Below are 20,160 nucleotides of genomic sequence, written 5' to 3' on the forward strand. Positions count from 1 at the left end.
AGGTGCGGGGGAGTCGCGGCCGGCTCAGTCGGCCGCGAAGAAGATGTTCTTGGTCTCGGTGAAGCCGAGCGCGGCGTCCGGGCCGAGCTCGCGGCCGAGGCCCGACTGCTTGAAGCCGCCGAAGGGCGTCGAGTAGCGCACCGACGAGTGCGAGTTGACCGAGAGGTTGCCGCTCTCGACCGCGCGGGACATCCGCAGGGCGCGGCCGAGGTCGCGGGTCCAGATCGAGCCGGAGAGGCCGTAGTCGGAGTCGTTCGCCAGCCGGATCGCGTCGGCCTCGTCCTCGAACGGCAGCACCGAGACGACAGGTCCGAAGACCTCCTCGCGCCAGACCGCGTCCTCGCTCGAGGGCAGCAGCACGGTCGGCGGGAACCAGAAGCCGGAGCCGCTCGGCGCCGAGCCGCGGAAGGCCACGGGTGCCCCCTCCGGAACGAACGACGCGACGCGCTCGAAGTGGGCCGCCGAGACCAGCGGACCCATCTCGGTCGCCTCCTCACGCGGATCGCCGACGACGACGCCCTGCACCGCCGGCTCGAGCAGCTCGAGGAAGCGGTCGAAGACGCTGCGCTCGACCAGGATGCGGCTGCGGGCGCAGCAGTCCTGCCCGGCGTTCTCGAAGACGCCGTACGGAGCGGTGGCCGCCGCGCGCTCGAGGTCGGAGTCCGCGAAGACGATGTTCGCGCTCTTGCCGCCCAGCTCGAGCGTCACGCGCTTCACCTGCTCGGCGCAGCCCGCCATCACCCGCTTGCCCACGCGCGTCGATCCGGTGAAGACCACCTTGCGCACCAGCGGATGCGTCACGAAGCGCTCGCCGACGACGTCGCCTCGGCCGGGCAGCACCTGGAAGAGCCCCTCCGGGAGCCCCGACTCCCGCGCCAGCTCGGCGAGGCGGAGGCTCGTCAGCGGCGTCCACTCGGCCGGCTTCACCACGACGGCGTTGCCCGCGGCGAGCGCCGGTGCGAAGCCCCAGGAGGCGATCGTCATCGGGAAGTTCCACGGGGTGATGATGCCGACGACGCCCAGCGGTTCGTGCACCGTCACGTCGAGTCCGCCCGCGACCGGGATCTGCGCGCCGAGCAGCCGCTCCGGAGCGGCGGAGGCGTACTCGAGCACATCGCGCACGTGACCCGCCTCCCAGCGGGACTGGGTGATCGGGTGGCCGGAGTTGCGGGTCTCGAGCGCGGCCAGCTCCTCGATCGCGCCGTCGACGGAGGCGGCGAAGCGGCGGAGCGCGCGGGCGCGGTCGACGGGAGCGAGGGCGGCCCAGCCGCGCTGGGCTGTGGCGGCCCGGGCGATCGCGGCGTCGACGCCCGCGAGGTCGACGAGGGCGATCTCGTCGAAGGCGATACCGGTCGAGGGGTCGACGAGGGACTGCGTGCTCATGCGTGTGCTGCCTTAGCGCTGAGGGCCTCGCGCCGGGCGAGTGCCGCCGCGACGAGGCCGGTGAAGAGGCGGGCGTCCGAGGCGTCCTCCTCCGGGTGCCACTGGACGCCCAGGGCGAAGCGCCGCCCGGGCACCTCGAGCGCCTCGATGGTGCCGTCGGCGGTGCGCGCGGAGACCTCGAGGCCGTCGGCCACCCGGTCGACCGCCTGGTGGTGGTAGACCTGCGCGACGACGGCGTCCTCGCCGAGCAGCCCGCGCAGCCGCGACTCCGGCTCGACCGCGACATCGACGTGCGAGAACACGCCGCCGCCCACCTGGTAGCGGCGATCGCCGACCACATCGGGCAGGTGCTGGTGCAGGGTGCCGCCGAGGTTCACGTTGAGCAGCTGAGCGCCGCGGCAGATGCCGAGGAACGGGGTGTCGCTCTCGAGCGCGGCGGTGACGAGGTGGTCCTCCCACGCGTCGCGCTCGGGGCGGGGCGCGTCGGTCTCGGGGTGGGGCTCCTGCCCGTAGCGGGCGGGGTCGATGTCCTTGCCCCCGCAGACGATGAGGCCGTCGAGCCGGTCGACGACCGCGCGCGCCGTCTCGGCCGATGCGGGCTGCGGAGGCAGCAGCAGCGCCACGCCGCCCGCGCGCGTCACCGAGTCGATGTAGTTCGCGGGCAGGAAGGACGCCTCGACGTCCCAGACTCCGGAGACCGCGCGCTCGCGGTAGGTGGTGAGCCCGATGATCGGCCGCGGGGCGACGGAGGCGTCAGAGCCGCTCAAAGCCGCGCACCCTCTCCCAGTCGGTCACCGCCGCGTCGTACGCCGCGAGCTCGACCCGGGCGTTGTTGACGTAGTGGTCGACGACCTCGTCGCCGAAGGCGGCCCGCGCCAGGGCGGAGTGCTCGAACAGGTCGGCGGCCTCGCGCAGAGTCGTCGGGACCCGCGGAGCACCGGAGCTGTAGGCGTTGCCGGTGCAGACCTCCTCGAGCTCCAGCTCGTTCTCGATCCCGTGCAGTCCCGCGGCGATGAGCGCGGCGACGGCCAGGTATTGGTTGACGTCGCCTCCTGGCACGCGGTTCTCGACCCGCATCCCCGGGCCGTGGCCCACGACGCGGAGCGAGCAGGTGCGGTTGTCGAGACCCCAGGCGACCGCGGTCGGTGCGAAGGAGCCGTCGACGTAGCGCTTGTACGAGTTGATGTTGGGAGCGAAGAAGAGCGTGAACTCGCGCATCGCCGCGAGCTGACCCGCCAGGTAGTGGCGGAACATCGCCGACATCCCGTGCTCGCCCTCGGCATCGGCGAACACCGGCGTGCCGTCGGTCCCGCGCAGGGAGAGGTGGATGTGGCAGGAGTTGCCCTCGCGCTCGTTGAACTTGGCCATGAAGGTCAGGCTCTTGCCGTGCTTGTCGGCGATCTCCTTGGCCCCCGACTTGTAGATCGAGTGGTTGTCGCAGGTGACCATCGCGGTGTCGTACTTGAACCCGATCTCCTGCTGGCCGAAGTTGCACTCGCCCTTGATGCCCTCGCAGTAGAGACCGGCGCCCTCCATCGAGACGCGGATGTCGCGCATCAGCGGCTCCATCCGCGTCGAGGCGAGCAGCGCGTAGTCGATGTTGTAGTCGCTCGCCGGGGTCAGCTCGCGGTAGCCCTTCGTGAAGGCCTCGCGGTAGGAGTCGTCGAAGACGATGAACTCCAGCTCGGTCGCCACGAGTGCCTCGAGTCCGCGCTCGGCGAGGCGGTCGAGCTGGGCGCGGAGGATCTGCCGCGGCGCCTCGCCGACCGGCGCGTCGTCGAGCCAGGTCAGGTCGGCCGTCACCATCGCGGTGCCGGGCAGCCAGGGCGCGAGCCGGAGCGTCGAGAGGTCGGGGATCATCGCCATGTCGCCGTAGCCGCGCTCCCAGCTCGAGATGGCGTAGCCCGCGACCGTGTTCATCTCGACGTCGACGGCGAGCAGGTAGTTGCAGCACTCCGCTCCGTGCTCGGCGACGTCGTCCTGGAACAGGCGCGCCGAGATGCGCTTGCCCACCAGGCGCCCCTGCATATCGGTGAAGGCGACGATGACGGTGTCGATCTCGCCCGCGGCGATCAGCTCGTCGAGGTGATCGAGCGTGAGCATGCCCCTCTTGATCGTCGGATCGGTGCCGGCTGTGCTCATCGTCTGCCTCCGGGTGCTGGCTCCGCCGGTCGGCCGAGAGGAGGCGCATGGTCGGATCGGGGACCATTAGACCACAGAGCTGCTCGACCTCCCGCTGGAATATATGTAGAGCAATGCTTCAGCGAAGGGAGAGTTTAACCTGCTCGAAACGCCAGTGGCCTTCACAGCGTCCATTGAGGTCCCTATGCTCGGTCGCGACGACCCGAGGAGACCCGATGACCCAGCAGTCCGACGCCCCGAAGTCCCCGCCCCGGAGCCCTGAGACGGGGGTCCGAACGAAGAGCCCCGACTCCGCGAACGTGACGAGCACCGCGGGCGTGAGCTACCGCAAGGCCGAGGAGGGCTACTTCGAGAAGCGGACCCTCCGCCGCTCGGCCGGTGTCTGGGGCCTCTGGGGCCTGGCGGTCGCCGCGGTCATCTCGGGCGACTTCTCCGGCTGGAACTTCGGCATCGACTTCGCCGGCTTCGGCGGGATGCTGATCGCCTTCGCGATCCTCGTGGTGATGTACTACGGCCTCATCTTCTCGATCGGCGAGATGTCGGCGGCCATGCCGCACACCGGAGGCGCCTACTCCTTCGCCCGCTCGGCCATGGGCCCGTGGGGCGGTCTCGTCACCGGGCTCGCCGAGACGATCGAGTACGTCGCGACGACCGCGGTGGTCGTCTTCTTCTCGGCGCAGTACGCGAACGGAGTGACGAGCGAGCTGCTCGGCTTCGACCTCTCGGGCGCGATGTGGATCTGGTGGCTCGTCCTCTACATCGTCTTCGTCGCGCTCAACTCGGCGGGAGCGGCCATCTCGTTCCGCTTCGCGATCGTGGTGTCGATCGTCTCGATCGCGATCCTCCTGGCCTTCTCGGTCATGGCGCTCCTCTCGCCCGCGCTCGACTGGTCGAGCCTCTGGAACATCGCGCCCGATGAGGGCCAGACCGAGTTCCTCCCGCACGGCGTGCTGCCGATCCTGTTCGCGCTGCCGTTCGCGATGTGGTTCTTCCTCGGCATCGAGGAGCTGCCGCTCGCGGCCGAGGAGGCGCACGACCCGGTCCGCGACATCCCGCGCGCCGGGTTCTGGGCCCGCGGCACCCTGATCGTCACCGGCCTGCTGGTGCTGTTCCTCAACACCGCGCTGATCGGCTCGGAGGACATGGGCGTCTCGGCCGAGCCCCTGCTCGACGGCTTCCGCGCGATGGTCGGCGACGGAGCGGCGGCCGTGCTCGCCCTCTTCGCGCTGATCGGCCTGCTCGCCTCGCTCCAGGGCATCATGTTCGCCTACGGCCGCAACATGTACTCGCTGTCGCGAGCCGGGTACTACCCGCGGGTCTTCTCGCTGACCGGCAAGCGCCAGACTCCGTGGATCGCGCTGACGGTCGGCGCGGCGATCGGCTTCGTCGCGCTGGTGGTCGTCGACCTGCTGACCGCCATCAACCCCGACACGGTCGCCGGTGCGGTCGTGCTCAACATCGCGGTCTGGGGCGCGGTCATCGCCTACTTCATGCAGATGGTCTCGTTCGTGCTGCTCCGCCGCAGGTTCCCGAACGCGGCGCGCCCCTACCGCAGCCCCTGGGGAGTCCCGGGTGCGGTCATCGCGGGCCTGATCAACGTGCTGATCTTCTTCGGGTTCCTGCTCAACGAGGCCTTCCAGCCGGCGATCGTCGGCATCGCGGTCGTCTACGTGGTGATCCTGGTCGGGTTCGCCGTCTGGGGCCGCAAGCGCCTCGTGCTCTCGCCCGAGGAGGAGTACGCGCTGAGCGGCGGACTGCACGCGGCCCCCAGCATCCCGGAACCGGACCGCGTCGACTGAATCAGGAGTCGCCTCCGCGGCTGTCGTACTGCGGGTCGAACGCGGCGGGCCGGTACCCGTCGCGTTCGACCGCGCGCACCAGCAGGAGGAGCGCTGTCGCGGCGAGGACGGCCAGGAGGAGGAGCAGGACGAGCATGAGGAGTCCGATCGGGTCGAGGAGGCGGCCACTTCGGGCCTTCGACTCGAGAGTGGCCCTTGAGACGCACTCCGCAGACGCCGAAGAGCAGTCCACCTCGCCGGAGGAGGCTTGGACCATTCCAGCCGGGCCCAGGTGGCCTGCCTTCAGCCGCACCGGGCCTGCGGCGTAGGCTGGAACGAGCAGTTCGCGGACCCCCTGCACTCCCGGGGCCGCACGACGACAGCAATGGAGCTGACGTGACCCTCGCCACGAGCACCCTCCCAGACGACCAGCCGGAAGGACGCGACCTGACCACCACCGCACCGGGCACCCCCGCCGAGCCCGCCGCCGCCGTCCGCACCGAGACCGACTCCCTCGGCTCGCTCGAGATCCCCGCGGACGCCTACTGGGGCATCCACACCGCCCGGGCGCTCGAGAACTTCCCGATCTCGAAGCGCCCCATCTCGATCTACCCCGATCTGGTCAAGGCGCTCGTCACGGTCAAGCTCGCGGCCGCCCGCGCGAACACCGAGATCGGGAGCCTCTCGCCCGCGAAGGCCGAGCTGATCGAGGCCGCCTGCCGCCGCATCATCGACGGCGAGTTCCACGACCAGTTCGTGGTCGGCGTGATCCAGGGCGGAGCCGGCACCTCCAGCAACATGAACGCGAACGAGGTCGTCGCCAACGTCGCCCTCGAGATCGCTGGTCGTCCCAAGGGCGACTACGCGTTCCTGCACCCGCTCGACGACGTCAATCGCAGCCAGTCGACCAACGACGTCTACCCCACGGCGATCAAGATCGCGATGACGTGGTCGCTCCGGCGCCTGCTCGACGAGCTCGCCCTCCTCCGCCAGTCGTTCTCGCACAAGGCGGTCGAGTTCGGCGACGTGCTCAAGATCGGCCGCACTCAGCTGCAGGACGCGGTCCCGATGACGCTCGGCCAGGAGTTCCACGGCTTCGCCACCACTCTCGGCGAGGACCACGCGCGCCTCTCCGAGACCATCTGGCTCCTCGCCGAGGTCAACATCGGCGCGACCGCCATCGGCACGGGCATCACCGCCGATCCCCGCTACGGCGCCGCCGCGGTGCGCCACCTCAACGAGATCACCGACCTCGACCTCGAGATGGCGCAGGACCTCGTCGAGGCCACCAGCGATACCGGAGTCTTCATGTCGTTCTCGAGCGCGCTCAAGCGCTCGGCGATCAAGCTGTCCAAGATCTGCAACGACCTGCGGCTGCTCTCCTCCGGCCCGCAGGCCGGCTTCGGCGAGATCAACCTCCCGCCGCGCCAGGCGGGCTCGAGCATCATGCCGGGCAAGGTGAACCCGGTGATCCCGGAGGTGGTCAACCAGGTCGCGTACTCGGTGGCCGGCGCCGATGTCACCGTCACCATGGCCGCGGAGGCGGGTCAGCTGCAGCTCAACGCCTTCGAGCCGGTCATCGCGCACTCGCTGCTGCAGAGCATCACCTGGATGACCCAGGCCTGCCTCACCCTCCGCATCAACTGCATCGACGGCATCACGGCCAACGAGGACCGGCTCGAGGCGATGGTCGCCTCCTCGGTGGGAGTCGTCACCGCGCTGACCCCGAGCATCGGCTACACCGCCTCCGCCGCCATCGCCAAGGCGGCGCTGTCGACGGGCCGCAACGTCGCCGACCTCGTCGTCGAGGCGGGGCTGATGTCGCGCGAGGAGGTGCTGCGGCTGATCTCGCCCGCGCGCCTCTCGGGGATCGAGGCGATGACCGCGGCGATCCCGATCATCCCGCCCGAGCAGTGATCGCCCGCGGGCGCGCCGCTCGCCAGAGGTGCATCCCGGCGTAGCTGCGCCACGGTGCCCAGACGAGTCCGCGCTCGGCCAGGGCCCGGGCCTCGGAGGGCAGCCCGGCCACCGCCGCTCCGGAGCGCAGAGCCAGGTCGCCGGTGAGCAGCACGTCCGGGTCGCCGGTGACCCGCATCGCCACATAGCCGGCGGTCCACGGTCCGATCCCCGGCACCGCGAGCAGCTGCTCGGCGAGCTCGTCGCGGCTCCCGCCCGCGTCCAGGCGCAGGGTCCCCTCGGCGAGCAGCCCGCAGACCCGCAGCACCGTGTCGATGCGGCGGGCGGGGCCGCGCAGCACGTCCGCCCCGCGCTCGGCGATCGCGGCGGCGGAGGGGAACGAGCGCCTGATCGTGCCGGTTGCGATCGCGGGCGGCAGCTCGTCGCCGAGCGCCTCGACCAGTCGGCCGAGCGCGGTGCGGGCGGCGCCGACCGAGACCTGCTGACCGAGCAGGGTGCGCACGAGCGTCTCGTCGGCATCGACCGAGCCGGGCAGCCGGATACCCGGGGTCGCCGCGACCAGGGGAGCGAGCGCGGGGTCGGCGGCGAGCGCCTCGTCGATCGCCCGGGAGTCGGCGTCGAGGTCGAGCAGCCGGCGCACTCGGGCGACGAGGGGTCCCGCATCGGCGAGCGAGGTGAGGGTCGCCGTGCAGCGCACCCGCTCGCCGTCGAGCTCGAGCCGCACGAGGGCCGGCCCGCCGGGGAGTGTCAGCGCGCGCGAGTAGACGCCGGGCGCCGCCTCCTCGAGCCCTGTGACGGCCCGATCGCCGAGGAACGCCAGCACCCCCGCATCGAACGGCGCGCGCACCGGCAGCCGCAGCCGCAGCGTCGTCGCGCCGGCGTGCACCTCGGTCTCGGAGCGGTCGGCGCGGGCACTGGCACGCAGGGCGCTCGGGGTGCGCTCGTACACCTCGGCCAGCGTCGCGTTGAACTGCCGGATGCTGGTGAACCCGGCCGCGAAGGCGACGTCCGAGACCGGGAGCCCGGTCCCGGTCAGCAGCAGCCGGGCCGTCTGCGCCCGCTGGGCGCGGGCCAGAGCGAGCGGAGGCGCGCCCAGCTCCTCCCGCAGGATGCGGCCGAGGTGCCGCGATCCGTAGCCGAGGCGCGCGGCGAGTCCCTCGACGCCCTCACGGTCCACGACTCCGTCGGCGATGAGCCGCATCGCCCGGGCGGCGGTGTCGTCGCGGAGGTTCCACTCGGGGGAGCCGGGCACCGCGTCGGGCAGGCAGCGCTTGCAGGCGCGGAGGCCCGCCTCGTGCGCGGCCGCGGCGGTCGGGTAGAAGCGGACGTTCCTCCGCCGGGGCGTCGTGGCGGGGCAGCTCGGCCTGCAGTAGATCCCGGTCGAGTGCACACCGGTGATGAACCGGCCGTCGAAGCGCGAGTCGCGGGAGGCGACCGCGCGGTAGCGCTCCTCGAACAGCGGATCGGTCGACATGCCTCGAGCCTCGCACGGTCGGAGGCGGACCGATCGCGGTAATCGGACATCGCAGCCGCGGCCCCGCCGCTGTCAAGCACCGGAGCGCAGCGCACCCGTGCCCTACTCTCGGACCCCATGAGCGCCTACCCGCCGCCGACTCCGCCCGCCCGCCCCTCCGTCGTGCCGACCGTCCTCGGTGCCATCGGGGTCGCGCTGCTGGGCATCCTGCTGCTGCTGGTCCTCGCCTACGTCGTCCTCGGGCTCGGAGTGAGCGCCGCCGCGGTCTGCGCCGTGATCGCGCTCATTCCGCTGACGCTCGTGCTCGCCGGGGTCCGCTGGGTGGACCGCTGGGAGCCCGAGGCGCCGCTGGGCCTCTGGTTCGCGTTCCTCTGGGGTGCCGGCGGCTCGGTGGCGATCGCGCTGCTGGTCGACCTCGGTGTGCAGGTCGCGGTGTACGCCTCCGGATCGCAGCCCAGCGAGTCCGACTTCGTCGGCGCCGTGATCCAGGCGCCGCTCGTCGAGGAGACAGCGAAGGGTCTCGGAGTCCTCCTGGTGCTGCTGATCTGGCGACGCTCGTTCGACGGGCCGGTCGACGGCATCGTCTACGCGGCGGTCGTCGCCTCGGGCTTCGCTTTCGTCGAGAACATCCTCTACTTCGGCAGCGCGCTGGTCGAGGGCGGCCTCGGCTCGCTCGCGGTGACGTTCTTCCTCCGCGGGGTGCTCTCGCCCTTCGCGCACGTGCTGTTCACGGCGTGCACCGGGGCGGCGCTGGGCTTCGCGGCGAGTCGGCGCGGAGCCGCGGCGGTCCCGATCGCGCTCCTCGGCCTCGCGCTCGCCGCGTTCCTCCACGCGCTCTGGAACGGCTCCTCGTTCCTCGTCTCCGACTGGTTCGGCTTCTACGGAGTCGTCCAGGTGCCGCTCTTCGTCGTCGCCGTGGTCGTCGTGGTGCTGCTGCGCCGCCGCGAGCGCGCGGTCACCCTCGAGCGCCTCGGCGACTACGCGGCCGCGGGCTGGCTCTCCCCGGCCGAGGTCCGGATGATCGGCACGGCCGAGGGACGCCGCACCGCCCTTCGATGGGCGAGGACCGCGGGCAGCGACCGACCCCGGGCGATGACGGGCTTCATCCGCACGGCCACGCGCCTCGCGCACCTCAGGCAGCACCAGATCGCCGGGCGCGGCGGCCGGGCGGCGGCCCTCGACGAGGGCGTGCTGCTCGACGAGCTCGTGGCCCGCCGAGCCGCTCTCATGCGCTGACGAGTCGGGCGGAGCGACGGCTGCGGAGATCGACCAGCGCCACGACTCCTGCAGCGACGCACACGACCGCCACCGCGGGGGCGACCAGGTCGATCGAGGCCTCGAGCCCGAGCGCCGTCGCGAGTGCTCCCGCGACGACCGCTGTGACGGCCTGACCGAGGTAGCTCAGGAGGTAGACCGCCGAGATCATCGAGCCGCGGTGCTCGGCGGGCGCGGCTCGCCCGACGAGCGCGAGACCGCCCGAGAAGCTCAGCGAGTAGCCGATGCCGCTGACCACGGCGAACGCGAAGAACAGGGGGAGGGAGCCGCTCGCGGCCGTCCACTCGAGCAGCCCGAGCGAGACGATCGCCACGACGGCGCCGATCACGATCGCCGTGTGCGCAGGGACCCTCTGGATCGCGAGCGCGGTGCTGCCGATGACGATCGCCGACAGTGCCAGGACCGACCCGGTGACGAGCAGGTCCGTGGTGCCCGTCAGCTCGCGCACCATCTGGGCGCCGAGCGAGAGCACCAGAGCGCCCACCGCGTACGCGACGGTGACGGCGAGCGTCGCCGAGGCGTACGCCCTCCGCAGCCCCGAGGGCACGTGGGGGAGGCGCGGTCGCCACCGGCGCGCCCCGGCCGGCCGGTCGTCGCGGGTCACCGCGAGCAGCGCGAGGGTGGCGATGCCCACGACGGCGAGGACCCAGAAGCTGAGCTGGAGGGGGAGGGGAGCGTACTGGGCGAGTGCACCCGAGAGCAGCAGCGAGAGCGTGAGCCCCGTGGCGGTCGAGACGGTCGTCAGCGACGAGGGCACCCGGGGGTTCCCGGACACGTTGTTGTCGACGAGGGAGGCGCTCGCCGCACCCAGCGCCAGCGCGGTGCCCAGGCCCTGCAGCGCGCGGCCGACGTAGAGCAGCGCGATGCCGTCGGCGAACGAGAACGCGACGGCCGACACCGAGATGAGCGCGATGCCCAGCAGCATGGTGCGCCGGCGTCCGATCACGTCGGACAGGTCGCCGACCACGAGCAGCGCGAGCAGTAGCACGAGCGGGTAGGCGCCGAACACCGTCGTGATGACGACAGGCGAGAGGTCCCACTCCCTCGCGTAGCTCGGGTAGAGCACCGAGGGGGAGCCGCTCGACCAGAGGCAGAGCGCCAGCACCAGGGTCGAGACCCAGAAGCTGCCGCGACGGCCGAGGCGCCCGGGCCGCGGCATCAGGCCGCGACGGCGCGGCGCACGCGGCGCTCACCGGCGGTCACCGCGACGGCGAGGCGGTTCTGCGCGGGCGGCAGCGGGCAGTTGTAGTGCGGCGAGAATCCGCACGGCGGGATGTAGGCCCGGTTGAAGTCGAGCAGCACGGGCCCCGGGGTTCCGGCGTCGGCCGCACCGCCGAGGCGCTGCACGACGAGGAAGCGCCCGACCGGGTAGCTCGCCAGCTCCGGGTCGTCGCTGCGGTTGGTCGGGTCGCCGAACGGGACGAGCAGCGTGCCACCGTCGTCGAACGCCGCGACCGTGTACTCGCGGGCCCGGCCGTCGTCGACGAGCGCGAAGGTGATGTCGCCGGGCACGACGAGGTCGCGGGTCGCCCCGTTGTCGCGAAGGTGCTCGAACGGGATGGTCCGCTCCTCGTCGACCGGCTCGAACCAGGCCTCGAGCACCCAGGCCGCGTCGAACGGGAACGTCTCGATCGCGTCGAACTCCCGGATCGCCTCCGAGCGTGCGTCCCAGACGCGGTAGCCGTACTCGTCCGCGCCGGTGTCGAGGCTCGCGCGCCGCATGCGGGTGAGGGTGGCGGTCGGGCCGTAGCCGGCGAGCGCGGTCTCGTCGTCGACGCTCTCGCCCGGCTCGAGCCAGCGGGTCTCGACCAGGGCGAGGTCGCCGCGGGGGCCCGTGACGCGGGCGGCGCGGCGGAGGAGCCACGCCTCCCAGCCGGCGCGCGCCGACTCGGTCAGGTCCATCGAGGCACGGGAGGGGGCGGTGATGCTGCTCGTCGACGACATGCGCAGTGCAACGCGAGAACGCCCGCAACACTTCCCGACGCGCGCTGCCGATGGGGTTAAAGAGCTCGACGCCCTGCGGCAGCGGCGCAGCCGGCTGCTCTGACGGGGCGTCGAGCTCTTCTTGTCTCGATGATGCTCCCGGTCGATCCGATCCGCAAGAGCTGCGAGGTGTTCGCTCGCGGCCTCCGCCGAGGAGGAGTCCGGGCCCCGAGCGCTCGTTAGACTGGACCGCCTGTTTTCTCGCGACCCCCCGGAGTGCACTCCGCCTCCGGACCGCGACGGCGATGCACGGGAAGGCGCACGATGGCAGACTCCGACACCGTCCTCGAGTCCGAGCTGACGAGGGAGCGCGACTACGTGGCCGGGCTCTACGCCCGCCTCGACGAGCTGATCGCCGAGGCCCGGTCGGCGCTCGACTCCGTGCGCATCGAGAGCGTCGGAGGCAATCACCAGAGCCGTTCCGAGCGCGACGCGTTCGCGCGGCTGTACGAGGACCGCCTGCGGATGCTCACGGGCGCCGACGACCGGCTCGCCTTCGGCCGCCTGACCCTGGCCGACAGCGACACCGAGCACCGGTACATCGGCCGGATCGGCCTCCGCGACGAGGAGCAGGACGCGCTCCTGCTCGACTGGCGCGCTCCGCAGTCGGCCGCCTTCTACCAGGCGACCGCCGCGCAGCCGATGGGCACCCGCGCCCGCCGGCACCTGACCACCCGCGGCCGAGAGGTCCTCCGCTTCGAGGACGAGGTGTTCGATGAAGAGCTCCTGCGCGAGGGCACGGCCCTGCAGGGCGAGGGCGCTCTGATGGCGGCCCTCGGCGCCGAGCGCACCGGGCGGATGCACGACATCGTCGCCACGATCCAGAGCGAGCAGGACCGCATCATCCGCTCCGACCTCCGCGGCGTGCTCGTCGTGCAGGGCGGTCCCGGCACCGGGAAGACCGCCGTGGCGCTGCACCGCGCCGCCTACCTGCTCTACTCCTACCGCGAGCGGATCGCCTCCCAGGGCGTGCTCGTCGTCGGCCCGTCGCGCTCGTTCCTGCGCTACATCGAGGCCGTTCTGCCCTCCCTCGGCGAGACCGGTGTCGTGCTCTCGACCCTCGGCCAGCTCTACCCCGGCCTCGACCTCGTCGAGGAGGACGAGCCGACCGTCGCCCGGGTGAAGGGCTCGGCGCGCATGGCCGAGCTGCTCAAGCGCGCCGTCCGCTCCCGGCAGGTGATCCCCGCCGAGACGCAGATCCTCGAGGTGAACGGCGAGAAGCTTCGCCTCGAGCCGCACGAGGTCGAGCGCGCGATCACGCGGGCTCGCGACTCGCGCAAGCCGCACAACGAGGCGCGCGTCACGTTCGTCAAGGCGATGCTCTCGCAGCTGACCCGTCAGCTCGCCGACCAGCTGCGGAGCCACGGCAACACGGTCGACGAGGCCGACGAGGCGGTGCTGCGCGAGGACGTCCGGACCGCCGACGACGTCCGCGTCGCGCTCAACACCGCGTGGATCCCGCTCACCCCCGAGAAGCTGCTGCAGGACCTCTACGCGCGGCCGAACTGGTTCGCCTCCCTCACGCCGCGCTGGACCGCGGCCCAGCGCGCCCTGCTCCGACGCGACCGCAGTGCTCCGTTCACCGTCTCGGACGTCCCGCTGCTCGACGAGGCCGCCGAGCTGCTCGGCGCCTACGACGACCACGCCGACGCTCAGAAGAAGGCCGAGAAGGAGCAGCGCCGCCGCGACGTCGAGAACGCCGAAGCCGCCATCCGCAACATGGGCGTCGAGGGCCTCGTGAACGCGAAGGACCTCGCCGCGGGCTTCGCCGAGCGCACCAGCATGGGCACCACCTCCGAGCGCGCCGCCGCCGACCGCTCGTGGGCCTACGGCCACGTGGTCGTCGACGAGGCGCAGGAGCTCTCGCCGATGCAGTGGCGCGTGCTGATCCGCCGCTGTCCGATGCGCTCGTTCACGATCGTCGGCGACGTCGCCCAGGCGTCCGGCGCCTCCGCGGCATCGAGCTGGGACGACGCGCTGCGCGACGCCTTCGGCCGCCAGGGTCGACCCGGGGAGGCACCCGCGTGGCGCCTCGAGGAGCTCACCGTCAACTACCGCACCCCCGCTCAGATCGTGGCGCTCGCTGAGCGCACCGCCCGCGAGAACGGGCTCGAGATCACCCCGAGCCGCTCGGTGCGGTCGACGGAGTGGCCGGTCCGCACCGTCCGCGACCGCGGCGAGGCACCGCTCGCCGACCGCGTGCTGGCCGCCGTCCGCGAGGACCGCGCGATCAGCACCGACGGAACGCTCGCGATCATCGCTCCCGACGCCGACCTCGACGCGATCGCCGTGCGAGCGGAGGCGGAGCTCGGTCGAGAGGTCGGCCGCGGATCGCGCGGACTCGACCGCCCGGTGGCGATCCTCTCGACGACCGAGGCGAAGGGGCTGGAGTTCGACTCCGTCGTCATCGCCCGGCCGCGCCTGATCGCGGCGACGGGCGAGCGGGGAGCCGCGGCGCTGTACGTCGCGATGACCCGGCCGACGCAGCGGCTCACGCTGGTGGAGTGAGCACGGCGGTCCAGGGGACTCCCCGACGCCGCGTCCTAGGATTGACGACCATGAGCAGCGAGAACCTGACCAAGCCCGAACTCGACGCGCCCGACGGCCCGGCCCCCGACACCCTCGTCGTCGAGGACCTCGTCATCGGTGACGGCGCCGAGGCCCAGCCCGGCTCCACCGTCGACGTCCACTACCTCGGCGTCGAGTACGACACCGGCGAGGAGTTCGACTCCTCCTGGAGCCGCAACCAGTCGATCAACTTCCCCCTGAACAACCTGATCCGCGCCTGGCAGCAGGGCATCCCCGGCATGAAGGTCGGCGGCCGTCGCAAGCTGGTCTGCCCGCCCGCCCTCGCGTACGGGCCCGCCGGCGGCGGACACCCGCTGTCGGGCAAGACCCTGATCTTCGTGATCGACCTGCTCGGCACGAAGTAGTCGCACGCCCACGGCGAGAAGGCGCGGTCCCGAGCTATCGGGGCTGCGCCTTCTTCACGCGGTCGACGAGTTCGCGCCACGCGCCGTCGAGCTCGGTCTCTCCGAGGCGGACGTGGTGCGTCTGCACGCGGATCTCGTAGACGAAGCGGTCGGGTCGGCCGGTGGCGGCGGTGCGCGGCGCCTCCGACTCGGCCCAGGGGAGCGACTGCAGCAGCTCGAGCCAGGAGCGCTCGTCCGGCTGCTCGGTGACATCCACCCGCCACACCCGGCGCAGCCCGGCGAAGCCGCCGCTGCGCGACACGATCACGTCCATGGGCGCGATGCTACTCGCCGCTCCCGCGCAACGCCGGGGCAGCGCGGGTCACGCCTCCGGGAACTCGACGCCGACCGTCGTCCAGCCGGTGCGGACGGCCCGCTCGACGTCGGAGCCCGCTCCGTAGCGCGTGGCGGCCGCTCGCACGGTGAGACCCGCGAAGGCCGGGAAGTCGGCGGTCGCGGTGAGGACGCCTCCGGTGAGCACGTCGTACCAGACCTGCCCTGCCCGCTCCCAGGCGTTCCCGCCCAGGGTGGTCGCGGCGACCGCGAAGGCCCGGTTGGGGATGCCGGAGTTGATGTGCACGCCGCCGTTGTCGTCGTCGGTGTCGACGTAGTCGGCCATCGAGCCGGGCTGCGGGTCGGTGCCGAGCACGTCGTCGTCGTAGGCGGTGCCCGGCGCGATCATCGAGCGCAGCGCCGCCCCCTCGACCTCGTCGGTGAACAGGCCCTCGCCGATCAGCCAGGTCGCCTCCTCGGCGCTCTGCCCGGCGCCGAACTGCTCGAGCAGTGCACCGAAGACGTCCGAGATGGACTCGTTGAGCGCGCCCGACTGGCCGCGGTAGACGAGGTTGGCCGTGTACTCGGTGATGCCGTGCGCGAGCTCGTGCCCGATGACGCTCGGCGAGACGGTGAAGCGGCGGAACACCTGGCCGTCGCCGTCGCCGAACACCATCCGGGAGCCGTCCCAGAAGGCGTTGTCGTACTCGTCGCCGTAGTGCACGGTCGCGTCCAGCGGCAGCCAGGCGTCGTCGATGGAGTCGCGGCCGTACGCCTGCTGCAGGAACGCGAACATGGCGCCGAGGCCGTCGTAGGCCTCGTCGACGGCGGGATCTCCGGTCGCGGCCCCGCCCTCGCGCCGGACGACCGTGCCGGGGAGGACCTCGGCGGTCTCGGCGTCCGAGATGGTGCGCTGGAGCGCCTCCACCCGCTGCCGCGGCGACGGGGTAGCCGTGGCCGTCGGGCCGGGAGCGCCGCGGCCGGGCCCCGGGGCGGGCTCGCCCGGCCGGACGCGGCGGAAGGGCTCGTCCTGCTCGAGGGAGCGGCTCGCAGCCCTGGCGGCCCGCGCGAACGCGGGATCGTCGAGGCGGGCGATGCGGACGAGGAGGTACGGCGGCACGACGGTTCGTCTCATGCTGCGATCCTCGCACCGACCTCCGACACCGTCCCGGGCTCGATCGACGCGGGCGGATGCGGTATCGCCCTCCTGATATCGCCCCCGCGCGATAGCCTGACGCTCGACGAGCGGTATCCATCGATCCGGGCGCACCCCGGGGAGCACGAGGGCGAGCATGGGCATCATCACGCGGGGATTCTTCGGCAAGCGCGAACAGAATCCCGACATCCCTCCGGGCCAGTACCTCGAGAACGGCTTCCCCGTCCTCTCGATCGGCCCGACGCCCAACATCCACGAGTGGGCCTTCTCGATCGACGCGGGCCCGGCCGGCCAGCGCCGCTGGACGCGAGCCGAGTTCGACGCCCTCCCGCACGAGGACGTCCACACCGATATCCACTGCGTCACCCGGTGGTCGAAGCTCGGCACGAGCTGGCGCGGCGTCTCGGTCGACACCCTCCTCGACGGGATCGAGAGCGACGCGGGCTTCGTGATGGCCGAGAGCTTCGGCGGCTACACGACCAACCTCCCCCTCGCCGAGATCCGCGGCGGCAAGGCGTGGGTCGTCACGGAGTTCGAGGGCGCGCCGCTGGCACCCGAGCACGGAGGACCGGCCAGGCTGCTCGTTCCCCACCTCTACTTCTGGAAGAGTGCGAAGTGGGTCAGGACCCTGCGCCTCATGCCGGGCGACCAGCCCGGGTTCTGGGAGCAGAACGGCTACAACATGCACGGGGACCCGTGGAAAGAGGAGCGCTACTGGTGATGTGGACGGAGGCGGTGACCGAGTCGGTCGCCCCGCTCACCCCGACGTCGCGCCTCCTCACCCTGCGGGTGCCCGGCTGGCCCGGTCACCTGGCCGGTCAGCACCTGGACGTGCGGCTGACCGCCCCCGACGGCTACCAGGCGAGCCGCTCGTACTCGATCGGCGCTCCCTCGAACGGGGAGCTCGTCGAGCTGGCCGTCGAGCGCCTCGACGACGGCGAGGTCTCGCCCTACCTGGTCGACGGACTCGAGGCGGGCGACCGCCTCGAGGTCAAGGGCCCGATCGGCGGCTGGTTCGTCTGGCGCAGCGACCAGGTCGAGCCGGTCCAGCTGATCGCGGGCGGGAGCGGGCTGGTTCCCCTGATGGCGATGGCACGCGAGCACGGCCGGAGCGGCAGCGCGGCTCCGATGCGCCTGCTCTACTCGGTGCGCTCGCCCGTCTTCGCCTACTACCAGGCCGATCTGGGGGCCCTCGCGCAGGCGTCTCCCGAGCACGGCGGAGTCGTGACCGACATGGTCTACACCCGCGTCGCGCCGCCCGGGGCCTTACGGCCGGCCGGCCGCGTCACTCCGGAGCTGCTGGCCGCGGCGACCCTGCCGCCGTCGGCGCAGCCCACGATCTACGTCTGCGGCCCCACAGCGTTCGTGGAGGCCGTCGCGACGGCGCTCGTCGCGCAGGGTCACGCTCCCGAGCGCGTCCGCACCGAGCGCTTCGGCGGCCCCTGAGCAGGGACAGCCGAGCGCTCGTACCGGCCGCTACTCGAACGACACCGTGCGGTTCTCGCCGATGTCGGGCTGGCCGCCGGTCACGGCCGCTGCGATCACCTTGAAGAGGACGACGGGGCGCGCGTCGTCGGTCGTCCACAGCTCGACGGTCTCGGCGGCGACGCGGATGAGCGCGATCGTCGGGTCCTCCTTGCCCTCCGGGAACCACGCTGACACCGAGGGCGTCCACAGCTCGTCGACCTTCGCCGCATCGTGCACGATCGTCGCCGAGCCGGCGACGGAGAGGTAGCCCTTCTTCGACTCGAAGGCCACGTTCACGCTCGGGTTGGCCCGGATGTCGTCGACCTTGGGCGACGGGTCCTGGGTGAAGAACCAGAGATCGCCGTCGAAGTCGGTGTCCTGTGCGGCGAGCGGGCGGCTGACGAGCTGGCCGGTCTCGTTGACGGTGGTGAGGAGCCCGATCCTGGCGCTCGTCACGAGCTCGGCGATCTGGGCGATGTCGTCGGAGCCGGCGGGGGTGATCTCTGTGTCGGTCATGCACCCGACGCTACGCGCGCCGCTCCCCGGAGCAAGGGGTGGCGGGCCCGCCGCTCGCGTGTCTAGCGTCGAGGCATGGAATCCACCACGTACACGGCCATCCTCGACAGCGGCGCCGAGCAGGAGAGCATCCGCCTCGAATACGTCGACGGCGCTCCGCAGCCCACCCTGACCCGCCTCGCCGACATCGACGGCGAGGACGTCGAGGTCGTCTGGGAGCTCGAGCCCGACGACGAGGGCTTCCACGTCTACCGTCCGGTGCGCGTCGCGGGACGCGACGACGACAGCGGAGCCGTCTCGGACGAGAACCTGACGGACGGCAACGGCGCCGGCGCCTACTCCGGCGAGTGACTCGGCCCGGGGAGGAGCCATCTGCGGCGTTGTCCTCAGTCGCGATACCGCCGGTACCGCTCCTTCGTCCGCCTTGCAGCTGACTCCTCCCCGACCCGAGGCTGCTAGGCCACGGGGTGCAGTGCGTCGTAGTCGCGGAACGCCACGCGGGTGCGCAGGACCACGGCGAGGATCGCGATGATCGCGAGCCCGCCCGCGAGCGGCGGCAGCCAGAGCAGGGCGAGTGAGGCGAGCAGCCCCGTGTAGAGGTCGCCCACCCGTGGCCCGCCGGTGACGACCACGATGAAGACGCCCTGCAGGCGGCCCCGCATGTTGTCGGGGACCGCGGTCTGCAGCATCGTCTGACGGAAGATCGAGCTCACGTTATCGGCCGCCCCGGCTCCCGCGAGGGCGACGGAGGCGGCGATCACGAGGGGGAGGTTCGGCACGGAGGCGTCGTGCTCGACGAGCGCCGCGACGAGCAGCACGGCGCCGAACGCGACGATGAAGCCTCCGTACACCTGGATCGAGCGGCCGATCGCGAGACCCTGGCGGCGGACGCCCGTCAGCCTCCCCGAGAACACGCCGCTGAGCAGCGCGCCGATCGCGAACGCCGCGGTCAGCACCCCCACCGTCACCGCGCCTCCGCCGAGCAGGATCGCGGCCGCCGCGGGGAACACGACCCGCGGCTGTCCGAAGGTCATCGCGACGATGTCGACCACGAACGACATCCGGATGTTCGGTGCTCCCTTGAGGAACCGCATCCCGAACCGCAGCGATTCGAGCCCCGGTCGCTGCCGCTCGCCCTCCGGCACGAGCGTCGGCAGGCCGGCGATCCCGAGGAACGCCGCGAGGAACAGCACGACGTCGATCGTGTACGTGACCGCGAAGCCGGAGGAGGCGACGAGCACACCCGCGAGAGCCGGCCCGACCGTCACCTCGACGCCGCTCGCTATGCCGCCGAGCGCTGCCGCCGCCGGCACCAGCTCGGTGCGCAGCAGCCGGGGCGCGAGGGTCATCCGCGTCGCGACGATGACGGTGGTCGCGACGGCGTTCACGGCGGTCAAGAGGTAGAGCGTCGGAGGCGTCTCCGCGCCGAGCCATGCGAGCGCCGCGATCCCCGCGGTCGAGCCCCAGGCGATGATCGCCGCCACGAGCAGGACGAGCCGGCGATCGAAGGCGTCGGCGAGCATCCCGCCGTAGAGCCCGGCGAGGACGGTGGGGACGAGGGCGACCACGCCGACCATCGCGACCGCGAGCGTGGATCCGGTGAGCTCGTAGATGTGCAGCCCGACGGCCACGATCGTCATCTGCCCGCCGATGCCCGAGATCACGTTGCCCGCCCACAGGCGCGCGAAGGCCGGGGACTCGCGGAGGGGGGAGATGTCGATGACGTGGCTGCGCCGGGGCGGGGGCGGGGTCTGGCTCACTCGCTCCATTGTGCTCGCTCCGCGCCCCGCGATGCGCGGAACGGAGGCTTCGGAGGCGGACCCT

The 20,160-nt window shown here is 72.1% G+C and carries 20 protein-coding genes; 9 read left to right on the forward strand and 11 right to left on the reverse strand.

Going from position 1 to position 20,160, the window contains the following annotated elements; all coding sequences use genetic code 11:
• Positions 1 to 24: 24 nt before the first annotated feature.
• From ASG06_RS11925 to ASG06_RS11935, 3 genes are read right to left on the reverse strand one after another with little or no spacing between them, the layout of a single operon-like run.
• Positions 25 to 1,383, reverse strand: a complete 1,359-nt coding sequence (locus ASG06_RS11925; protein ID WP_056042260.1) for an aldehyde dehydrogenase family protein — start codon at positions 1,381 to 1,383, stop codon at positions 25 to 27.
• Positions 1,380 to 2,150: a gamma-glutamyl-gamma-aminobutyrate hydrolase family protein gene (locus tag ASG06_RS11930; protein ID WP_056042262.1), complete on the reverse strand. Its 771-nt coding sequence runs from the start codon at positions 2,148 to 2,150 to the stop codon at positions 1,380 to 1,382. Before ASG06_RS11930 ends, ASG06_RS11925 begins: the two co-directional genes overlap by 4 nt.
• The gene (locus ASG06_RS11935; RefSeq protein ID WP_269433420.1) at positions 2,137 to 3,525 is read right to left on the reverse strand and encodes a glutamine synthetase family protein; all 1,389 of its coding nucleotides are present in this window, start codon (positions 3,523 to 3,525) and stop codon (positions 2,137 to 2,139) included. Before ASG06_RS11935 ends, ASG06_RS11930 begins: the two co-directional genes overlap by 14 nt.
• Positions 3,526 to 3,740: 215 nt before the next feature.
• On the opposite strand from ASG06_RS11935, the gene ASG06_RS11940 reads away from it, so the two are divergent.
• Positions 3,741 to 5,324: an amino acid permease gene (locus tag ASG06_RS11940; protein ID WP_082499158.1), complete on the forward strand. Its 1,584-nt coding sequence runs from the start codon at positions 3,741 to 3,743 to the stop codon at positions 5,322 to 5,324.
• A gap of 1 nt (position 5,325) precedes the next feature.
• Here ASG06_RS11940 and ASG06_RS20610 read toward each other — a convergent pair whose 3' ends face one another.
• Positions 5,326 to 5,460, reverse strand: coding sequence for a hypothetical protein (locus ASG06_RS20610; protein ID WP_268788324.1), 135 nt, complete (start codon positions 5,458 to 5,460; stop codon positions 5,326 to 5,328).
• A gap of 290 nt (positions 5,461 to 5,750) precedes the next feature.
• Between ASG06_RS20610 and ASG06_RS11945 the strand changes: the two genes are divergently transcribed.
• Positions 5,751 to 7,220: an aspartate ammonia-lyase gene (locus tag ASG06_RS11945; protein ID WP_056042627.1), complete on the forward strand. Its 1,470-nt coding sequence runs from the start codon at positions 5,751 to 5,753 to the stop codon at positions 7,218 to 7,220.
• Here ASG06_RS11945 and ASG06_RS11950 read toward each other — a convergent pair.
• Positions 7,201 to 8,694: an AlkA N-terminal domain-containing protein gene (locus tag ASG06_RS11950; protein ID WP_056042265.1), complete on the reverse strand. Its 1,494-nt coding sequence runs from the start codon at positions 8,692 to 8,694 to the stop codon at positions 7,201 to 7,203. The genes ASG06_RS11945 and ASG06_RS11950 overlap by 20 nt on opposite strands.
• 117 nt (positions 8,695 to 8,811) lie before the next feature.
• On the opposite strand from ASG06_RS11950, the gene ASG06_RS11955 reads away from it, so the two are divergent.
• Positions 8,812 to 9,930, forward strand: coding sequence for a PrsW family intramembrane metalloprotease (locus tag ASG06_RS11955; protein ID WP_082499159.1), 1,119 nt, complete (start codon positions 8,812 to 8,814; stop codon positions 9,928 to 9,930).
• Here ASG06_RS11955 and ASG06_RS11960 read toward each other — a convergent pair.
• On the reverse strand, positions 9,920 to 11,128 hold the full coding sequence (locus tag ASG06_RS11960) for an MFS transporter (RefSeq protein ID WP_056042267.1): 1,209 nt from the start codon (positions 11,126 to 11,128) through the stop codon (positions 9,920 to 9,922). The genes ASG06_RS11955 and ASG06_RS11960 overlap by 11 nt on opposite strands.
• A complete protein-coding gene (locus ASG06_RS11965; protein WP_231727690.1) occupies positions 11,128 to 11,871 on the reverse strand; it encodes a DUF1684 domain-containing protein in 744 nt (247 codons plus the stop codon). Before ASG06_RS11965 ends, ASG06_RS11960 begins: the two co-directional genes overlap by 1 nt.
• A 22-nt stretch (positions 11,872 to 11,893) precedes the next feature.
• Here ASG06_RS11965 and ASG06_RS20615 point away from each other — a divergent pair, with 22 nt between their 5' ends.
• From ASG06_RS20615 to ASG06_RS11975, 3 genes are all read left to right on the forward strand, one after another.
• Positions 11,894 to 12,016: a hypothetical protein gene (locus tag ASG06_RS20615; RefSeq protein WP_268788325.1), complete on the forward strand. Its 123-nt coding sequence runs from the start codon at positions 11,894 to 11,896 to the stop codon at positions 12,014 to 12,016.
• Positions 12,017 to 12,216: 200 nt separating this feature from the next.
• Positions 12,217 to 14,460 carry a HelD family protein gene (locus ASG06_RS11970; RefSeq protein ID WP_056042271.1) on the forward strand — a complete coding sequence of 748 codons (2,244 nt, stop codon included), beginning with the start codon at positions 12,217 to 12,219 and terminating at the stop codon, positions 14,458 to 14,460.
• Between the two features lie 50 nt (positions 14,461 to 14,510).
• Positions 14,511 to 14,885 (forward strand): FKBP-type peptidyl-prolyl cis-trans isomerase, encoded by a 375-nt coding sequence (locus tag ASG06_RS11975; RefSeq protein WP_056042273.1) that lies wholly within the window; start codon positions 14,511 to 14,513, stop codon positions 14,883 to 14,885.
• A gap of 34 nt (positions 14,886 to 14,919) precedes the next feature.
• On the opposite strand, the gene ASG06_RS11980 is transcribed toward ASG06_RS11975, so the two are convergent.
• The gene (locus tag ASG06_RS11980; protein WP_056042275.1) at positions 14,920 to 15,198 is read right to left on the reverse strand and encodes a protealysin inhibitor emfourin; all 279 of its coding nucleotides are present in this window, start codon (positions 15,196 to 15,198) and stop codon (positions 14,920 to 14,922) included.
• 48 nt (positions 15,199 to 15,246) lie between these two features.
• Complete coding sequence (locus tag ASG06_RS11985; protein ID WP_056042278.1) at positions 15,247 to 16,332, reverse strand: M4 family metallopeptidase; 1,086 nt, start codon at positions 16,330 to 16,332, stop codon at positions 15,247 to 15,249.
• A 157-nt stretch (positions 16,333 to 16,489) separates the two neighbouring features.
• Between ASG06_RS11985 and ASG06_RS11990 the strand changes: the two genes are divergently transcribed.
• Together ASG06_RS11990 and ASG06_RS11995 are read left to right on the forward strand one after the other, a co-directional pair.
• Complete coding sequence (locus ASG06_RS11990; protein ID WP_056042280.1) at positions 16,490 to 17,074, forward strand: molybdopterin-dependent oxidoreductase; 585 nt, start codon at positions 16,490 to 16,492, stop codon at positions 17,072 to 17,074.
• Complete coding sequence (locus tag ASG06_RS11995; protein ID WP_056042282.1) at positions 17,074 to 17,799, forward strand: ferredoxin reductase; 726 nt, start codon at positions 17,074 to 17,076, stop codon at positions 17,797 to 17,799. The genes ASG06_RS11990 and ASG06_RS11995 overlap by 1 nt, the downstream gene beginning before the upstream one ends.
• A 30-nt stretch (positions 17,800 to 17,829) precedes the next feature.
• Here ASG06_RS11995 and ASG06_RS12000 read toward each other — a convergent pair whose 3' ends face one another.
• Positions 17,830 to 18,336, reverse strand: coding sequence for a pyridoxamine 5'-phosphate oxidase family protein (locus tag ASG06_RS12000; RefSeq protein ID WP_056042284.1), 507 nt, complete (start codon positions 18,334 to 18,336; stop codon positions 17,830 to 17,832).
• Between the two features lie 75 nt (positions 18,337 to 18,411).
• Here ASG06_RS12000 and ASG06_RS12005 point away from each other — a divergent pair, with 75 nt between their 5' ends.
• On the forward strand, positions 18,412 to 18,687 hold the full coding sequence (locus ASG06_RS12005; protein WP_056042286.1) for a hypothetical protein: 276 nt from the start codon (positions 18,412 to 18,414) through the stop codon (positions 18,685 to 18,687).
• Positions 18,688 to 18,791: 104 nt separating this feature from the next.
• Here the strand turns inward: ASG06_RS12005 and ASG06_RS12010 are convergent, their stop codons facing one another.
• Positions 18,792 to 20,105 (reverse strand): MFS transporter, encoded by a 1,314-nt coding sequence (locus tag ASG06_RS12010; RefSeq protein ID WP_082499160.1) that lies wholly within the window; start codon positions 20,103 to 20,105, stop codon positions 18,792 to 18,794.
• Positions 20,106 to 20,160: the final 55 nt, after the last annotated feature.

This window comes from Rathayibacter sp. Leaf185, assembly GCF_001423885.1.
GTDB lineage: Bacteria > Actinomycetota > Actinomycetes > Actinomycetales > Microbacteriaceae > Rathayibacter.

Excerpts from the sequence above, each read along its gene's own strand:
- ASG06_RS11935 (WP_269433420.1), bottom strand. The coding sequence starts at position 3,525 with ATGAGCACAGCCGGCACCGATCCGACGATCAAGAGGGGCATGCTCACG.
- ASG06_RS11955 (WP_082499159.1), top strand. The coding sequence starts at position 8,812 with ATGAGCGCCTACCCGCCGCCGACTCCGCCCGCCCGCCCCTCCGTCGTG.
- ASG06_RS11965 (WP_231727690.1), bottom strand. The coding sequence starts at position 11,871 with ATGGACCTGACCGAGTCGGCGCGCGCCGGCTGGGAGGCGTGGCTCCTC.
- ASG06_RS12005 (WP_056042286.1), top strand. The coding sequence starts at position 18,412 with ATGGAATCCACCACGTACACGGCCATCCTCGACAGCGGCGCCGAGCAG.
- ASG06_RS11995 (WP_056042282.1), top strand. The coding sequence starts at position 17,074 with ATGTGGACGGAGGCGGTGACCGAGTCGGTCGCCCCGCTCACCCCGACG.
- ASG06_RS11980 (WP_056042275.1), bottom strand. The coding sequence starts at position 15,198 with ATGGACGTGATCGTGTCGCGCAGCGGCGGCTTCGCCGGGCTGCGCCGG.
- ASG06_RS11970 (WP_056042271.1), top strand. The coding sequence starts at position 12,217 with ATGGCAGACTCCGACACCGTCCTCGAGTCCGAGCTGACGAGGGAGCGC.
- ASG06_RS11940 (WP_082499158.1), top strand. The coding sequence starts at position 3,741 with ATGACCCAGCAGTCCGACGCCCCGAAGTCCCCGCCCCGGAGCCCTGAG.
- ASG06_RS20615 (WP_268788325.1), top strand. The coding sequence starts at position 11,894 with ATGCTGCTCGTCGACGACATGCGCAGTGCAACGCGAGAACGCCCGCAA.
- ASG06_RS12010 (WP_082499160.1), bottom strand. The coding sequence starts at position 20,105 with ATGGAGCGAGTGAGCCAGACCCCGCCCCCGCCCCGGCGCAGCCACGTC.
- ASG06_RS11975 (WP_056042273.1), top strand. The coding sequence starts at position 14,511 with ATGAGCAGCGAGAACCTGACCAAGCCCGAACTCGACGCGCCCGACGGC.
- ASG06_RS11985 (WP_056042278.1), bottom strand. The coding sequence starts at position 16,332 with ATGAGACGAACCGTCGTGCCGCCGTACCTCCTCGTCCGCATCGCCCGC.
- ASG06_RS11960 (WP_056042267.1), bottom strand. The coding sequence starts at position 11,128 with ATGCCGCGGCCCGGGCGCCTCGGCCGTCGCGGCAGCTTCTGGGTCTCG.
- ASG06_RS12000 (WP_056042284.1), bottom strand. The coding sequence starts at position 18,336 with ATGACCGACACAGAGATCACCCCCGCCGGCTCCGACGACATCGCCCAG.
- ASG06_RS20610 (WP_268788324.1), bottom strand. The coding sequence starts at position 5,460 with ATGCTCGTCCTGCTCCTCCTCCTGGCCGTCCTCGCCGCGACAGCGCTC.
- ASG06_RS11925 (WP_056042260.1), bottom strand. The coding sequence starts at position 1,383 with ATGAGCACGCAGTCCCTCGTCGACCCCTCGACCGGTATCGCCTTCGAC.
- ASG06_RS11990 (WP_056042280.1), top strand. The coding sequence starts at position 16,490 with ATGGGCATCATCACGCGGGGATTCTTCGGCAAGCGCGAACAGAATCCC.
- ASG06_RS11950 (WP_056042265.1), bottom strand. The coding sequence starts at position 8,694 with ATGTCGACCGATCCGCTGTTCGAGGAGCGCTACCGCGCGGTCGCCTCC.